The 16,669-nt window shown below is 52.1% G+C and carries 8 protein-coding genes; 6 read left to right on the top strand and 2 right to left on the bottom strand.

The window, feature by feature from the left end; all coding sequences use genetic code 11:
* Positions 1–182 precede the first annotated feature (182 nt).
* Both B5E77_RS06145 and B5E77_RS06140 read left to right on the top strand, forming a co-directional pair.
* Positions 183–2,537: an ATP-dependent DNA helicase gene (locus B5E77_RS06145; protein WP_087164618.1), complete on the top strand. Its 2,355-nt coding sequence runs from the start codon at positions 183–185 to the stop codon at positions 2,535–2,537.
* Entirely contained in the window at positions 2,537–3,175 is a 639-nt protein-coding gene (locus tag B5E77_RS06140; protein ID WP_087164500.1) for a hypothetical protein, read from the top strand. Before B5E77_RS06145 ends, B5E77_RS06140 begins: the two co-directional genes overlap by 1 nt.
* A 51-nt stretch (positions 3,176–3,226) precedes the next feature.
* Here the strand turns inward: B5E77_RS06140 and B5E77_RS06135 are convergent, their stop codons facing one another.
* The gene (locus tag B5E77_RS06135; protein ID WP_087164499.1) at positions 3,227–4,105 is read right to left on the bottom strand and encodes a LysR family transcriptional regulator; all 879 of its coding nucleotides are present in this window, start codon (positions 4,103–4,105) and stop codon (positions 3,227–3,229) included.
* A 2-nt stretch (positions 4,106–4,107) separates the two neighbouring features.
* A complete protein-coding gene (locus B5E77_RS06130) occupies positions 4,108–6,363 on the bottom strand; it encodes an LPXTG cell wall anchor domain-containing protein (RefSeq protein WP_087164498.1) in 2,256 nt (751 codons plus the stop codon).
* Between the two features lie 263 nt (positions 6,364–6,626).
* On the opposite strand from B5E77_RS06130, the gene B5E77_RS06125 reads away from it, so the two are divergent.
* From B5E77_RS06125 to B5E77_RS06110, 4 genes are all read left to right on the top strand, one after another.
* Entirely contained in the window at positions 6,627–10,376 is a 3,750-nt protein-coding gene (locus tag B5E77_RS06125; RefSeq protein WP_087164497.1) for a phosphoribosylformylglycinamidine synthase, read from the top strand.
* A 73-nt stretch (positions 10,377–10,449) separates the two neighbouring features.
* Complete coding sequence (locus B5E77_RS06120) at positions 10,450–13,557, top strand: glycosyltransferase family 39 protein (protein ID WP_087164496.1); 3,108 nt, start codon at positions 10,450–10,452, stop codon at positions 13,555–13,557.
* Positions 13,544–15,091 (top strand): ArnT family glycosyltransferase, encoded by a 1,548-nt coding sequence (locus B5E77_RS06115; RefSeq protein WP_087164495.1) that lies wholly within the window; start codon positions 13,544–13,546, stop codon positions 15,089–15,091. The genes B5E77_RS06120 and B5E77_RS06115 overlap by 14 nt, the downstream gene beginning before the upstream one ends.
* Positions 15,069–16,637: an ArnT family glycosyltransferase gene (locus B5E77_RS06110; protein WP_087164494.1), complete on the top strand. Its 1,569-nt coding sequence runs from the start codon at positions 15,069–15,071 to the stop codon at positions 16,635–16,637. The genes B5E77_RS06115 and B5E77_RS06110 overlap by 23 nt, the downstream gene beginning before the upstream one ends.
* The last annotated feature ends 32 nt before the right edge of the window (positions 16,638–16,669 follow it).

The following is a 16,669-nucleotide window of genomic DNA, read 5'->3' as shown; positions in this document are numbered from 1 at the left end:
TTTCCACGCGCATAAGACTGCGGAATAAATACGCAAAATAAGTACACAAAACAAAAAACGTGAAATAAAAAACGTGAAATAAAAAACGGGGGATTTTTTCCGGACCGGATGCTCAGGAACTTACTTCATCACAGGAAAAGGGGCTGGTTTACCAGTTCCTTTTTTTGTGCTACAATGAGCCTATGGATGAGATGAGAACTGAGATTCGGATTTCCGTCAGGTCGCTTGTGGAATTTATTCTGCGGGAGGGAGATCTGGACAACAGGATAACGGGAAAAGCGGATCCTCTTGCCATGCAGGCTGGAAGCCGCCTTCACAGAAAAATACAGAAACGGATGGGGGCTGGCTATGCAGCCGAGGTTCCGCTGAAAATCAAGGTGCCGATGGGAGAGTTTGACTGTGTGGTCGAGGGGCGTGCCGACGGGATTTTTTCCGAAGACGGGATGAGCTGGATCGATGAGATTAAAGGCGTCTACCGGGATTTGGGGCTGATTGAGAAACCGCTGGGAGTGCATCTGGCTCAGGCCCTCTGCTACGCTTTTATCTATGCAAGCCAGCAGGAGCTGCCGGAGATCGGAGTGCAGCTCACCTACGGGAATCTGGAGACGGAAGAGCTGAAAGCTTTTCGGGAGACCAGAACCAGGGAGGAGCTGGAGGAATGGTTTTCCGGGCTTCTGGAGGAATACAGAAAATGGGCGGGATTTCAGTTCGAGTGGAAGAGGACACGGAAAGAAAGTATCCGCCCACTTGAATTTCCGTTTCCCTACCGGGAAGGGCAGTATGACCTGGCGGCAGGCGTTTACCGGACGATTGCCCGGAAGAAGCGGCTGTTTATTCAGGCGCCCACAGGAGTCGGCAAGACAATATCGACCGTATTTCCGGCGGTAAAGGCTGTGGGGGAGGGGCTGGGAGACCGGATTTTTTATCTGACGGCAAAGACAGTTACACGCACGGTGGCGGAGGAGACCTTTCGTATCCTGCGGGAGAAGGGGCTGCGCATGAAAACCGTGACGCTGACGGCCAAGGAAAAGCTCTGTATCTGCGAAGAGGTTCAATGCAATCCGGAAGCCTGTCCGTATGCGAAGGGGCATTTTGACCGGGTAAATGCAGCAGTCTTTGAGCTTCTGACAGAAGGGCCGGATGAGCTGAGCCGGGAGGTCCTTCTGAAGCAGGCGCATAAGCACCAGGTCTGCCCTTTTGAACTGAGCCTGGATACGGCGTCCTGGACGGACGCGGTGATATGCGATTACAATTATGTCTTTGATCCCGGCGTTCGCCTGAAGCGGTTTTTTGCCGAGGGCGTGAAGGGAGAATATCTCTTCCTGATCGATGAGGCTCACAATCTGGTGGAGAGAGGACGGGAAATGTTCAGCGCCTCTCTCTGCAAGGAGGATTTTCTGGAGCTGAAACGGAAGGTAAAGGGACGGTATAAAAAAGCTGAGAGATGTCTGGAGCGCTGCAATAAATATCTGCTGGGATTGAAAAAGGAATGCGATACGTACCAGCTTCATGAGGATGTGGGGGCATTCGTGCTTCAGCTTCTGTCTCTTTCTACCGAGCTTGACCGGATTCGGGAGGAGGGGGCGGACCCGGAGCTGCAGAAGGAGGTTCTGGACTTCTGGTTTCAGGTCCGGGATTTCCTGAACACGGCAGACCGGCTCGATGAAAATTATGTGATATATAGTGAAATAGGGGAGGACGGACATTTCCGCCTGAAGCTGTACTGTGTGGAGACTGCCAAAAGCTTAAGGGAATGCCTTGACAAAGGGAACGCTGCGATATTTTTTTCGGCTACCCTGCTTCCAATGCCTTACTATAAGCATCTTCTTGGCGATGAGAATGATTACGCGGTTTATGCCCGCTCGCCGTTTTCCGCAGAAAAGCGTCTTCTTCTGCTGGGACAGGATGTGAGCAGCCGGTATACGAGGCGGAACCGGACGGAATATGAGAGAATTGCAGATTATCTGGCGGCAATGACAGAGGGAAGGAAGGGAAATTATCTGGCGTTTTTTCCTTCCTACCGGATGATGCAGGAGGTTTTTGAAGTATTTCAGGACAAATATGGAGGACTGGCAGAATGTGCGATACAGCGGTCCGGAATGAAGGAGGAGGAGCGGGAGGCCTTCCTCGGGCAGTTTGAAGCCGGGGGAAGAAAAAGCCTGCTGGGCTTTTGCGTGCTGGGAGGAATTTTTTCCGAGGGAATCGATCTGAAGCGTGAGGCCCTGATAGGGGCGGCTGTGGTCGGAACCGGCCTCCCCCAGGTCTGCCATGAGAGGGAGATTCTGCGCCAGTATTATGAAGAGAAGGGAATGGACGGCTTTGCCTATGCATACCGGTATCCCGGTATGAATAAGGTTCTGCAGGCCGCCGGCCGCGTAATTCGTACAGACGAAGACCGGGGAGTGATTCTGCTTCTCGACAACCGGTTCCTGGGCAGCGATTACAGGGGGCTGTTTCCTCTGGAGTGGGGGGACTGCCAGGTTTGCCGCCTGAAGGATGCCGGAAAAAGGATCGGGGAGTTCTGGGAGGGAATATAATGCTTTTGTCTGAACGGGAATATGCCCATGCGGCTGATATTCTGGCTGGACACACAGAAAAGGAACCGCTTCTGAAGGAGCTTGGCGGGTGGTTCAAGGATACATTTGGCATGGAAGTATATGATTATTTCTGTGGCTTTACAAATGCGGGGCGAATCCGCCTGAAACTAGTACTGTGGGACGGTGCCAGCAGAAGGAAGATGATGAAAGGAGCAAATCCGGATTTCAGAAAACAGGAGAGAATTGGAAGAAAATTTTCCGAGCTGTGCAGAAAATATCAAATTCACGAAGAATATTGCGGAGCAGCTGATATGCTCGTCTGCTACGATACGCTGCAGGACGAGATTGGTAAAAGAATTCTGCAGCGGGCATCGGCCCGCATAAAAGCTGTTGAGGCTCGGGATGTCGGCAGAGTAGAGATTCTTTTCAGCAGTGTTCATGTATTTTTTGAGACAGAGAAACAGAGAGAATGGCATATGCAGGATGGGCTCTGTGAGGAAATAGAACGTCAAATCAGCAGCATTGTAAAGGAGTATGACAGCCTGGGTGCATTTCCGGACGGAATTCAGTGTGTGTTTACCAGCCTGCAGACTCTGAATGAAAAATATAAGGGAAGCATGTTCTATTATACGAGGTAGGGCCAGGGAAGCCAAACGGCATTGCGGAGCATGACACGATAGGCCGGCGAGTCAGTCAAAATATTCCATAAACTTTTTGGCGGCCGGACTTAAGGGCAGCTGCTCGCTGTGTACGATCATGAGCTGGCGGGGCGGAAGCTCTTCCGCCAGCGTGATCTGAAAGAGATCTGGCGAGGTTCCCGGCAGGCAGTAGTCCGGGACAAAGGCGATTCCAAGTCCGATGGAAGCCAGATCCAGCAGAAGATCGTTGCTGCTCAGCTCGATTTCAGGAACCAGATCGAGCTGGTGCTGCTGAAACAGATTGTGCAGGTACTCGCTGGTAGTGCTCTGGCGCGTCAGCATCAGGATCGGATAATTCAGGAGCTCCCGGAAGGTCAGCTTTTGATTTTCCAGGCTGAAATAGTGCCGGTTTGCAATGAATACGTCCTGGAAGCTGCGGACCTTTCGCAGGTGGCCGGAGTTGCCCAGGCGGGAATTCGGGTAATTGGTAAAGATGAGATCTACCTGCCCGTTTTCCAGCAGATCCACACAGCCGATGGAGGTCTGGTTTGTGACCTTAATGTGGATTCCCGGAAATTCCTTGTGAAAACGGCTTAAATAGGGAACAAGAAAATAGCGGCAGATCGTATCGCTGGCTCCGATGCGGAGCTGGCCGCCGCCTAAGGAACCAGCCTCCATGAGCTGGTTTTCTCCTCTTTGAATCAGATGAATCGCAGGCTCAATATGGCGCAGCAGGATCTCCCCTTCGGGAGTCAGCTGCACCTTTTTTGTGCTGCGGATAAAAAGGTTCTGATTCAGCTTTTTCTCCAGTACCTTGACAGATTGGCTGACGGCTGACTGAGAGATGAAGAGCTGCTTGGACGCCTCCGAAAAGCTTAGGGAGACAGCCACATGGTAGAACACCTTGTAAAGTTCGTAATTAATATCCATACTTAAGCCTCTTTTCTTTTCCGCCATGACAGAACAGCGAGAGCGGCAAGGCCGCAGATCGCAATGAGAGAAACCGCGTCGCCCACACGCCACAGGGACGGAGTTTCAAAACGGATTGTGACGCTGCCTGAAGAATCCTCCGGCAGCAGCACGCGCAGGCGGAGGTCTACATTGATATCTGTGTCGAGCTCATTCCCCTGCTCGTCCACTGCATGGTAATAGGGATAGTAATTTAAGGATACGTCCACGTAGGCGTCGGTATCAGAGGAGTCCTTTTCGTAAGTAAAGGCAGCGTTCGTGCCGTCTCTGGACACCTCGGACAGAGTCACGCCGTCAGATGCGGTAAATGCCACATCCTGGGAAAGAATAGTCCGGTAGCTGTAATATGCCCAGTCATCTGTGACAAGATACAGGTTGTCCGTATCGTTTACGTGGTCCATCTGCGTGTTCCAGGTCACAAAGCTTTCCGCTTCGTTTGAAAAATCGCCGAAATAGGTGCCTGCGGACCAGGTCAGGAAAAAGGCGCAGCCAAGAAAGACGAGCTTTCTGGATGCCTGCTCCCGGAAGAGGTCATAGACGGCGATAGCAGAGGTGACACACAGAAACAAGGTGGCAAAGGGCAGAAAACGGAAAGCAAACTGAATTGCGCCTGCGGCCCGGTTCAAAATTTCAATCCTCTGAATGGCGTCCCAGGGGAAGTAAATGCTGGATGCATAGACAGACAGCGCGCCAAGTCCCAGGCACCAGCTGCCCAGCTTCTTGTGCCAGGCGGGGAGCTTCTGGTTTTTGCGGAAGCAGAGCGCCAGGAAGAGCAGGCTTCCTGCCAGCAGGAGAATACCGATGGAATAAGGCATCTCTCCGGAAATGGAGCTCGGTCCGAGGGCATCGCCTGTCGTAGTGTTGAAGGTCGGATCAAAAATCTGCAGCGGATAGAGGGCGTAGCCCGACAGAGCTCTTGCGTCCCGTGACACCTCCAGAGGGTACCGGAGCAGATCGAGAATCGGGATGATGGACCAGAGATTCACAAGGATTGTCGTTCCTGCCGCGAGCAAAAGGTGGGTAAGCCTCTTTTTATCCTTCAGCCGCCGGATATTGAGGATTCCAAAGAGCGCGCAGAAGCCAAGAGACAGCTCGGTGGAAATCATATGGGACTGAAACAGGCAGGTAAAAGCGATGACAGCCGTGATCCATCTTCTGGAATCCCCGTAGAAAAGCTGATAGATGCCAAGAAGCAGCAGGGGCAGGAAAATGGCGGCCAGAACCTCCCCGACGGCAGCTCTGGTATAGAGATTGATCAGCCGGTAGGAGGCAAGCATATAAAAGAAGGAGGTGATAAGTCCAAGCCTTCTGGAGCGGCACAGCCGGGAAAATGCATAGTAGGACAGACCCGCGGTCGCAAAGTTAATGCACAGGATCAGAAGCTTGTAGCAGCCTATGGGGGACATTCCCATGCGGATCAGCAGCGCGAAGGGATAGAGAAAGGTCTCCGCGTAGAAGGTAGGGCTCATATAGCCGAACCCTCTGAAGATAGACGGGTGGATGCGCACAGGAAGGGAGCCGGAGAATATGTCCTGGGAAAGATTGAACAGCCTTCCGTAATGGAAATACAGATCGTGTCCCTTCTGAATCCAGGGGAAGCAGAGGGGAATAGAGGTCCAGATGGCGGCAAAGGAGAGCAGCATCAGGATCTCGGGACGGATTTTCCGTTTTCTGCGGTACAGAAGCAGCAGGGCGGAGCCCAGAAGAACCAGGCCCGCGTAGAGATAGGGATCGCTGTAAAGCCCTCTCTGGGAGAGCAGGTGAACGCCTGTAAAGGTAAGAGCGCTGTCTGTCTGAACACGGAACTGGACACAGGATACATAGTCCTCTACCGTGAATGAGAAGGAGACAGATTCTTCGCCGGGCGCTGCCTCGGCCTGGGCAAGGACGCGCCCTGAGGTATTGTCTTCGTTCAGGTAGAGAGGATCGTAAATTTCCACAGTGTTTCCTTCCGCAGAAGAGCTGACGAAGAAAACGACCTGGTAGGTGCCCTTTTTAAAATAATAGTCATCGCTGTAGAGCGTTATGTGTCCGGCGCCGTCAGGAACCGTAAAAATGCCGTCACCCTCTTCGACGATGCCGAGAAAGTCCTCTGAATAATTCATATCCTGCGTCCCAAAATCCCGTTCCGTATAATCCCGGAAGGGCATGGCCAGAATAGCAAGAAACAGAAACAAAGTCAGCAGAAGCTGCCCTTTGCAGGTTCGTATCAGATTCATAAACAGGTACTCCTTTTATTCGAATATCAAAAATGTATTCCTATTATATCACAGGAGGCTGATAAAAACCATCGGTAAGAAAGAAGTATTGCAAAATAATTAGACAGAGTTATAAATTACTTTAAATTTATTAATTATACTTATGGAAACATTTATGCTATCATAAAGGCAGGAATTGTTACATGAGGAATTGTATGGTATAATGGTAACACTTTAATTGCGGGACTGCTGGCTTGCGGGCCAGGGAATTTGGGAGGTCAGATATGGGCGATGTAAGACGAATTTATGTGGAAAAGAAGCAGGACTTTGCGGTAAAGGCCCGGGAGCTTCAGGAAGAGATCCGGAGTTATCTGGGAATCGAGGGCGTGACAGGCGTGCGCGTGCTGATACGCTATGACGTGGAGAATATCTCAGACGAGGTGTTTGAGCGGGCCTGCCGTACCGTATTTTCCGAGCCGCCTGTAGATATGCTTTATCAGGAGAAATTTGAGACAAAGCCGGGAGACCGGGTGTTCAGCGTGGAATATCTGCCGGGACAGTTTGACCAGAGAGCGGATTCGGCGGTGCAGTGCGTGCGTTTCCTGCGGGAGGACGAGGAGCCGGTGATCCGCACAGCGACTACCTATGTGATCGAGGGGGCTGTTTCGGAGGAAGAGTTTAAGGCGATTAAGAGCTTCTGTATCAATCCGGTGGACTCCCGCCAGTCAGACGAGGCGAAGCCGGATACTTTGGTGACGGTATTTGAGGATCCTGCAGACATCAAGATCTTTGAGGGCTTCTGCAGCATGGGCGAGGCGGAGCTGAAAGCGCTGTATGACTCTTTGAATCTGGCTATGACGTTCCGTGATTTTCTGCATATTCAGAATTATTTCCGGAACGAAGAGAAACGGGATCCGTCCATGACGGAGATCCGGGTGCTGGATACCTACTGGTCTGACCACTGCCGGCATACGACCTTTTCCACAGAGCTTACGGATGTAAGCTTTGCGGACGGCTATTACCGGAAGCCGATTGAGGAGACCTACCAGCAGTACCTGGCAGATCGGACGGAGATTTTGAAAGGCCGCAAGGATAAATTTGTCTGCCTGATGGATCTGGCTTTGATGGCCATGCGGAAGCTGAAGGCAGAGGGAAAGCTGGAGGATCAGGAGGAATCTGAGGAAATCAATGCCTGCTCTATTGTGGTGCCCGTGGAGATAGACGGACAGACCGAGGAGTGGCTGGTGAATTTTAAAAACGAGACCCACAATCATCCGACGGAGATTGAGCCCTTCGGAGGCGCGGCGACCTGCCTGGGCGGAGCGATCCGCGATCCGCTGTCGGGAAGAACCTATGTATATCAGGCCATGCGCGTGACGGGAGCGGCGGATCCGACAGTGTCTGTAAAAGAGACCTTGAAGGGCAAGCTGCCCCAGAAAAAGCTGGTGCGCGGAGCGGCCCAGGGGTACAGCTCCTACGGAAACCAGATTGGACTGGCTACCGGCTACGTAAAAGAAATCTATCATCCGGACTATGTGGCAAAGCGCATGGAGATCGGCGCTGTTCTCGGCGCGGCTCCCCGGAAGGATGTGATCCGCGAGACCTCCGATCCCGGTGATCTGATCATTCTGCTGGGCGGAAGAACAGGCCGTGACGGCTGCGGCGGAGCGACCGGTTCCTCCAAGGTTCATACAGAGGCGTCGATCGAGACCTGCGGCGCCGAGGTACAGAAGGGAAATGCGCCCACAGAGCGCAAGATCCAGAGACTGTTCCGTCGTCCGGAGGTGACCCGCCTTATCAAGAAGTGTAACGATTTTGGAGCAGGCGGCGTGTCGGTAGCCATCGGAGAGCTGGCTGCGGGCCTTCGGGTAAACCTTGACCTGGTTCCGAAAAAATATGCCGGCCTGGACGGAACGGAGATCGCAATCTCTGAGTCCCAGGAGCGTATGGCGGTCGTTGTGGACAAGAAGGATGAAGAGGCATTTCTGAAGTATGCGGCAGAGGAAAATCTGGAGGCTACGACGGTAGCCGTGGTGACAGAGAGTCCGAGGCTGGTGCTCCTCTGGAGAGGAAAGGAGATCGTCAATATCTCCAGAGCCTTCCTGGATACGAATGGAGCCCACCAGGAGACGGCGGTGGCTGTGGACATGCCGGATGAGAATCAGAAATATTTTGTGAGAAATGAAGTGGGCGATGTCCGCGGGAAGTGGATGGAGACCCTGAAGGATTTAAATGTGTGCTCCCAGAAGGGACTGGTGGAGATGTTCGACAGCTCCATCGGAGCCGGCAGCGTGCTGATGCCTTACGGCGGAAAGTATCAGCTGACTGAGACCCAGGCCATGGTGGCGAAGCTGCCGGTGCTGAAGGGAAAGACAGATACCGTGACGATGATGAGCTACGGCTTCGATCCGTATCTGTCCAGCTGGAGCCCCTACCATGGAGCTGTCTATGCGGTGATTGAATCGGTGGCAAGGATCGTGGCCTCCGGCGGAGATTACAGGAAGATCCGCTTTACCTTCCAGGAGTATTTCCGCCGCATGACAGAGGATCCGCACCGCTGGAGCCAGCCCTTTGCAGCGCTGCTTGGCGCGTACAGTGCGCAGCTGGGGTTTGGCCTGCCGTCCATCGGAGGAAAGGACAGTATGTCCGGTACCTTCAACGATATCGATGTGCCGCCTACACTGGTTTCCTTCGCGGTAGATATCGGAAGCAGCCAGAATATCATTACGCCTGAGCTTAAGAAGGCGGGAAATAAGCTGGTTCTTCTTACAATCGACAGAGATGCCTACGATCTGCCGGATTATGGACAGATTACAGATCTGTATGGAAAATTCTTTGAGGATGTGAAGGCGGGCCGTATCGTTTCCGCTTATGCGCTGGATGGCTCAGGTCTTGCAGCTGCCGTCAGCAAAATGTCCTTTGGAAATAAGCTTGGCGTAAAAATTGAGCATAATGTAGACCCGAGAGACCTGTTTACCGCAGGCTTCGGAAACATTGTGGCTGAGGTTCCTGACGGAAAGGTAGGCGAACTGGCTGTCACCTATACGCTGATAGGAGAGGTGACAGAGAGCGGCATTTCCTATGGAAATATGCACATCGATACGGAAGAAGCCCTGACTGCCTGGGAAGAGCCCCTGGAGAAGGTATTCCCGACCGTGGCGGTTCCGGGAGCGGAGAAGGTCGAGAGCCCGCTGTACCATGCGGACAAGGTCTATGTGTGCCGGCATAAGGTGGCAAGACCGACGGTATTTATTCCGGTGTTCCCCGGCACAAACTGTGAGTACGACAGTGCAAAGGCCTTCCGGCGGGCAGGAGCAGATGTGGTTACGAAGGTGTTCCGGAACCTGACGGCTTCCGATATCCGTGAGTCTGTGGAGGAATTTGAAAAGGCCATCAGCCAGGCACAGATTATCATGTTCCCGGGCGGCTTTTCCGCAGGCGATGAGCCCGACGGCTCTGCGAAGTTCTTTGCGACAGCCTTCCAGAACGCTCATATCAAAGAAGCGGTTATGAAGCTCCTTCAGGAGCGTGACGGCCTGGCGCTTGGAATCTGCAACGGCTTCCAGGCACTGATTAAGCTCGGCCTTGTGCCCTACGGGGAGATTGTGGGACAGAAGCCCGATTCTCCGACCCTGACCTTCAACACCATCAACCGCCATGTGTCCAAGATGGTTTACACGAAGGTAATGACAGACAAATCCCCGTGGCTTGCCATGGCTGAGGTAGGAAAGACTTATGTAAATCCGGCCTCTCACGGCGAGGGACGTTTTGTGGCAGACAAGAGGTGGATTGAGGAGCTCTTTGCGAACGGCCAGGTGGCGACTCAGTATGTGACGCCGGAAGGCGAGGCCAGCATGGACGAGTACTGGAATGTGAACGGTTCCTATGCGGCTATCGAAGGCATCACGAGCCCTGATGGAAGAGTTCTTGGAAAGATGGCTCATTCTGAGCGGCGGGATGACGCTGTGGCCATCAATATCTATGGCGAGCAGGATATGAAGATCTTTGAATCCGGCGTAGCATATTTTAAATAAAATTCCGGGCGGCAGGCTTTCTGCCTGAACACGCGTAAAACTGAGGGATAAAAGCGGGAGATACGAAACGGCAATGAAGTTGAAAGACCTGGATACAAAAAAGCTTGAATATTTTTGCAGCCGGGCGGCAGCAGGGATAGGGATCCTGATACTGGGATTCCTGTCCCTGTATTGTCTGTTTTATACGGAAGAGTTTATAGCAAACCATACGGAAGAGATGCAGCTGGTCAAGGATACACCTGTGCTTACCGTGATCCTGATGATACTTGCAGTCGTGTTTCTTTTCTGGGCGGCCCGGCATATTCTGAGGGATGAAAATCACAAAAAGCGCAATATCCGTATACTTCTGATTTTTACCTGCATTTTTGTGGCTGTTCTGGGATTTGTCTGGGCGGTTCTGTGCAAATATACACTGGCTATGTTCTGGGATTCCCAGATAGTCTCCCGTTTTGCGAATATATTGGCGACGGGGGCGGATGAGTTCAGCCAGAGAGATCTGGATTATATATCTGCTTATCCCCATCAGCTCGGGCTGATCGCGCTGCTGGAGCAGATTTACCGGTTTTTTGGCTGGGAGAATTATCGGGCGTTCCAGGCGCTGAATGTCCTGGGCGCTGCGGGAATCGTGTTTGTGGGGCACAGGCTTGTGAAAGAGATTTCCGGCAGGGAAGAGCCGGGAGTCTATTTTTTGATTCTAATGCTGTGCTGCTGGCCCTTGATTATCTACGTCGCGTTTGTCTATGGAGAAATTTTGTCAATTTTCTTTTCCCTGCTGGCCCTTTATATCTTAATGATCTATTTCAAAAAGAGAAGAAAACGGGATATTCTGTACATGGCGCTTTCCATTACGGCGGCCTGCCTGATACGGAGCAACTGCTATATTGTTCTGGCGGCTATGGGCTGTGTGGCGGCAGTGAAATCTGTAAGTGAAAAGACGCTTCGGCACGTATTGGCGGTTCTGGCCTGCGCGGTGCTCTTTTTTCTGGCGCATACAGCTCTGGTAAAGGTCTATGAACAGCGGCTGGGCATAGAGCTTAACCAGGGGATGCCGGCTATTTTGTGGATTGCCATGGGCACACAGGAGGGAGAAGGAGGAAAGGAAGCAGGCTGGTATAATAATCTTTTTTCCTGGAACATTTTTGTGGAGGAGACAGGAAGAGACCGGGAAGAGACGGTGGAGCGGGCAAAAGAGCTGCTCGCGGACGAAGCCGCAAAGTACCGGAAGGATCCCTCTTATATGCTGGATTTTTATGGACGAAAAATTGTCAGTCAGTGGTGTGAACCAACTTATGCCTGTCAGGTGGAGACAAATCACAGGGATGAGGAGAGGGGGCCTCTGATGGAGAGCATTTATAAGGGCAGCCTCTGGAAGCCCTTTGTCCAGCTGATGGACGTCTATCAGTCCCTGATTTACTGCGGGGCCCTTGCGTTTCTGCTGCTTATCATTCGAAAGAGAATTCCGGTGGAGCACTTAGGACTGCTGATTACTGTCATAGGTGGTTTCATTTTTTATATATTCTGGGAAGCAAAATCACGTTATGTCTTTCCATATTTTGTGATGATGATTCCCATGGCGGCCTGCGGCCTTGACATGCTGGTACAGAAAGCGGCCTTCTGGCGGCAGAAGCAAAGAGAAAAACGGCTGGCAGCCGGCAAGCCTCTAAAGAGTATTCCTGTAGAGAAGCTGGAGCCCCTGGCCGGAAAGCTGATTCTGATCGGGGCAGGAGTGCCATCTGTATTCCTGTTTCTCTACAGCCTGCTTTTTACAACAATCTATGAAAGCAATGATTTTGAAACGCCTTCTCAGGTGCTCGATCCGGTGCCGCTGATTCTTTTGTTTGTGGCGGCAGGGTTTTTGCTTTTATGCCTGGCAGGCAGGCTGCTTCTGCGCGACGAGCAGAAGCGGAGGAGAAATCTGAATCTGCTGCTGGGGGCTGTGCTTTTGCACTGTGCAGTCTTCTGTACGGCATGGAATCTTCTGGCCCAGAGCGCGCTTCGGGCAGATCCTCTGTATGTTCATGTGATTGCAGGGGGCTTTGCGACAGGGGATATTTCGGCAGGAGGAATGGATTACCTGTATACCTATCCGCATCAGGCGGGACAGGCTCTGCTGTTGGAGCTTGTATACCGGATATTCGGCTATGAAAATCTGCTGGCCTTCCGGCTTTTGAATACGCTGGGAGTCCTCGTCTTTGTGTACAGCGGATACCGGATTACAGGGCTTCTTTACGAAAAGGATGCGGTAAAGGTGAATTTCCTGCTTATGAGCGCAGGCTGTGTGCCGCTTCTGATTTACACGAATGTGATTTATGGAGAAGTGTTTGCCGTGGCGGCGGTGGCGTTTGCGATCTGGATGCTGCTGCTCTGGCTGAGGCAGGAAAAGCTCTGGCAGTTTATTCTGCTTGCTTTGTCTCTGGTCTTTGCAGTCTACATGAAAAATAATGCCCTGATCGCCGTGGTAGCCATTGTCTGCGTGATGCTTTGCAAGGCTGTCTCAGAGCGCAGAGGAAGGCTGGCGGCCTTCGTCATTCCGCTGGCGACAGTGGTTCTGCTTGCGCAGCCGGTAATGACGAAATTCTATGAGTACCGGAGCGGCTGGACCTTCGACCAGGCCATGCCGAAAAACCTTTGGGTGGCTATGGGGCTCCAGGGAGAAGGAATGACCTCAGGCTGGTGGAATGAATTTCCGGTCAGAGTTTATAAGGAACAGGCAGGCTATGACGCGCAGTACGCCGAGGCGCTGGGAAACGCGGCGATCGAATTGTCTCTTCATGAGATGGCGCAGAATCCGAAAGCGGCAGCGGTATTCTTCGCGCGGAAGTTTGTAAGCCAGTGGAATGACGCCAGCTATGGCTGCCAGGTTTCCTCAGGAAGCCAGGATACGCCGGTGCTGGAGTTCTGGATGAATGGCTTCCATTCCCTGGTGTTTCTGGGAGCGGCAGGCTTTGTCCTGCTCCGCTTCAAAAAACAGAAAAAGGTGGAGGAGTGTCTTCCGCTTCTGATTCTGCTGGGAGGATATATTTTCCATATGGCCTGGGAAGTGAAAGGAAGATACGGGCTGTTTTACTACGCGCTGCTGCTGCCTTCTGCGGCGGCAGGACTGGAGGAGCTGCGGGTATTCCTGGAGCGGCTCTGGGATAAGAGAAAGAAGAAAAGGGAGGTTACAGATGCAGAAGCTTGAAAATATATCGGTTCGTGTGCTTCAGGTGCTGGGAATTGTTCTTTTTGCGCTGCTTACTGTTACAAGCCTGATATTTACCCGCTTTTTTCAGTTAGATTACCAAAGTGAGATCCCTTATAATCAGGTGGATTTTTTCCTTCTTACCCTTCTGGGTACACTGATCCTTGCAGGACTTTCCATATGGATAGGTTCCTGTGTGGTATCCGGAGAGGAGAAAGCAGAAAGAAACCTGAAGCTTTTGCTGGCTGTGGTGCTGTGCTGGATGCTGGCGGCAGGCCTTATCTGGATCGGGCTGGCAAACAGCACACCTGTCTCAGACCAGAACATGATTTATACGAGCGCCCAGCGGTTTAATCACGGCAATTTCGAGCGGCTGACTTATGGAAAATATCTATATTATTATCCGTTCCAGCTGGGACTTACGGCCTGGGAGTCTGTGATACTGCGTATATTTGGGGAAGAGAACTGCCAGGCGCTCCAGGTATTTAACGTTCTGGGAATCATGCTTTGTGTATATGCAGGATATAGAATTACCCGGATGCTTTCAGAGAAGAAGCAGGCGGCTGCGGCATACCTCCTTTTTATGGCAGGGTGCTTTCCTCTTATCGTTTACAGTGTTTACGTTTACAGTGATGTGCTTTCTCTGGCCCTGTGCATGACGGCTGTCTGGCAATTCCTGCGCTATGTGCGGGGAGGAAAACGGAGCGGGGCAGTGCTGATGGTTTGCTGCCTTGCAGCGGCAGTGCTTCTGCGGAACAACAGCCTGATCGTGATGATTGCTGTTTTGTGCGTGCTCCTGGTTCAGGCGGTCACCCGGAAGCGCTGGCAGTACCTTGTCTGCGCGGCAGTGCTTCTAATCGCATGCCTTGGGAGCGGGCCGTTGCTCAAACAGTACTATGAGAAAAAGACAGGGATAGAAATCAACGATGGGATGCCTTCTATTTTGTGGATTGCCATGGGTATGCAGGAGGGGGACAAAGAGGCAGGCTGGTACAATGGGTATTCCATTTATATTTACCAGGATGTATGCAAGTACCATTCAGGGACAGCCGCCAAGCTGGGGCTGGCGGAGGTAAAAGCCCGGGCGAAGGAGTTCCTGAAGGATCCTCTCTATGCGGCTGATTTCTATTTCCGCAAGTTTTCAAGCCAGTGGGCGGAGCCGACCTATGGCTGTTTTATTATGACCTATGCCACAGACCAGGAGAGAAGTGATTTTGCCGAGAGCTTTTATACCGGATGGCCCAACAGAATTCTGCAGAAGTATATGGACTCTTACCAGATTCTGATTTACGGGCTGACCTTGTTCCTGCTGGTTTATAAAATGAAAAAGAAGGAAAAGGACACTCTGGAATGGTATGTGCTTCTGATCGCAGTCATTGGCGGCGTGCTGTTCCATGAGCTCTGGGAGGCAAAATCCAGATATGTATTCCCGTATTTTATCATGATGATTCCTATGGCGGCAGGCGGACTTACGGAGCTCGCCGGCTGTCTTGGAAGATGGAGGACGAAAGATGAAGCTTCTGAAAGCGGCTGACAGGACGGTGTCCGTTCTTGGCCTGGTGTTGTTTGGAGTTTTGACAGGCTTCAGTCTGTTCACTACCGTGTATTTTAAAACCACCTATGAGGAAATTCCCTATCAGACCGGGGACATTCTTCCGCTGGTGCTGGCAGTCTGTGCGCTGGCGGTCTGGCTGATGTATCAGGTGTCCAGCTGGATTTTGAAGAAGGAGGAAGGGCAGGAGAAAAGGATACGGATCCTTTTGGCGGCGGTACTGCTGTGGACGCTTTTCTTTACCATTTGGTGGGTTTTTGCAGCCAAATGCATTCCTGTGGGAGATCAGGCATCTGTGTGCAAGTCTGCAGAAGGGTTTCGAAACGGGGATTACTCCATGCTGACGATGGAATCCTATGAGAGATATCTGTATATCCATCCGCACCAGCTGGGGCTCACTGCTCTGATTGAACTGATCTTTGCAATCTTCGGCAATGGCAACCACATGGCCTTTCAGCTTCTGAACTGTGTGGGAGCGGCGGTCTGCGTCTACAGCGGATATCGGATTACGAGGCTTTTGACGGAGGACAGGAGAGCCTGGACTTATTATTTATTTCTGGCTGCGGCCTGCTTCCCGATGTTTTTCTATGTGACCTTTGTGTACGGAGAGATCCCGTCGATTACATATTCGCTTCTGGCGGTCTGGTGCTTTATGGAGTACCGCAAGAAGGGAGGGGCTCTGTGGCTTGCGGGCTGCTGCATTGCCTGCGCGCTTGCCTGCCTGATCCGCAATAACAGCCTGATACTTCTGATTGCATTTGTGCTGGTTCTGGCGGTGACTGCTCTGGGTGAGAAAAGGTTGCGCCCGATTCTGGCTGCGGCGCTTCTCGTGGCGGTATTTGTGGGTTCCCGTTTTGGCCTCTACACTGTGTATGAGCAGCGTTCCGGCGTGGAGATTAACGATGGAGCGCCCATGATCCTTTATGTGGCAATGGGAATGCAGAAGGGAGAGGGCGCGCCGGGATGGTCTAACGGCTACATTCTCCACAATTACTGGGGCGAATCCGATTTTGATGCGGAAGCTTCTACAGCCATGGCCATCCAGGATATCGGAGCGTCAGTGGATGGCTTTGTGCAGGATCCGCTCTATGCCGTCCGTTTTTACACTGAAAAATTCACAAGCCAGTGGAATGATCCGACCTACGAATGCTTTGCCATGACCCACATCAACGGCTCTGCCAGAGGGCCTGTGGCGAACAGTATGTTTGACGGAAAGCTTCATACGCTGATGACCTGGTTTATGAATGAATACCAGAGTCTGATTTTTATCGGCGTGTTTTTCTGGCTGCTCTTTAGCTTTTGGCTGAAAAAGGGCCTGGAGGATCACACGCTTTTGATTACGATTATCGGCGGCTTCCTGTTTCATATGCTCTGGGAGGCGAAGGGACGCTATATTCTGCCGTACTTTGTGATGATGCTTCCGATGGCTGGCGTCGGGCTTTCGCAGCTTACCCTGCGCGTGCGCGTATGGCTTGACGCAAAGGGAGTATTGAAAAAGAATCTGGAAAAGGGGAGCTCCGCGGACTGAAAAAAGAGGCGGGGACAACGAGGGTGAAAATA

It is taken from the genome of Lachnoclostridium sp. An131, from assembly GCF_002160825.1.
Lineage (GTDB): Bacteria > Bacillota > Clostridia > Lachnospirales > Lachnospiraceae > Laedolimicola.
Note: the sequence above shows the minus strand (reverse complement) of the source record. Positions and strands in the feature narration are given on the sequence as shown.

Excerpts from the sequence above, each read along its gene's own strand:
- B5E77_RS06145 (WP_087164618.1), top strand. The coding sequence starts at position 183 with ATGGATGAGATGAGAACTGAGATTCGGATTTCCGTCAGGTCGCTTGTG.
- B5E77_RS06140 (WP_087164500.1), top strand. The coding sequence starts at position 2,537 with ATGCTTTTGTCTGAACGGGAATATGCCCATGCGGCTGATATTCTGGCT.
- B5E77_RS06135 (WP_087164499.1), bottom strand. The coding sequence starts at position 4,105 with ATGGATATTAATTACGAACTTTACAAGGTGTTCTACCATGTGGCTGTC.
- B5E77_RS06130 (WP_087164498.1), bottom strand. The coding sequence starts at position 6,363 with ATGAATCTGATACGAACCTGCAAAGGGCAGCTTCTGCTGACTTTGTTT.
- B5E77_RS06125 (WP_087164497.1), top strand. The coding sequence starts at position 6,627 with ATGGGCGATGTAAGACGAATTTATGTGGAAAAGAAGCAGGACTTTGCG.
- B5E77_RS06120 (WP_087164496.1), top strand. The coding sequence starts at position 10,450 with ATGAAGTTGAAAGACCTGGATACAAAAAAGCTTGAATATTTTTGCAGC.
- B5E77_RS06115 (WP_087164495.1), top strand. The coding sequence starts at position 13,544 with ATGCAGAAGCTTGAAAATATATCGGTTCGTGTGCTTCAGGTGCTGGGA.
- B5E77_RS06110 (WP_087164494.1), top strand. The coding sequence starts at position 15,069 with ATGAAGCTTCTGAAAGCGGCTGACAGGACGGTGTCCGTTCTTGGCCTG.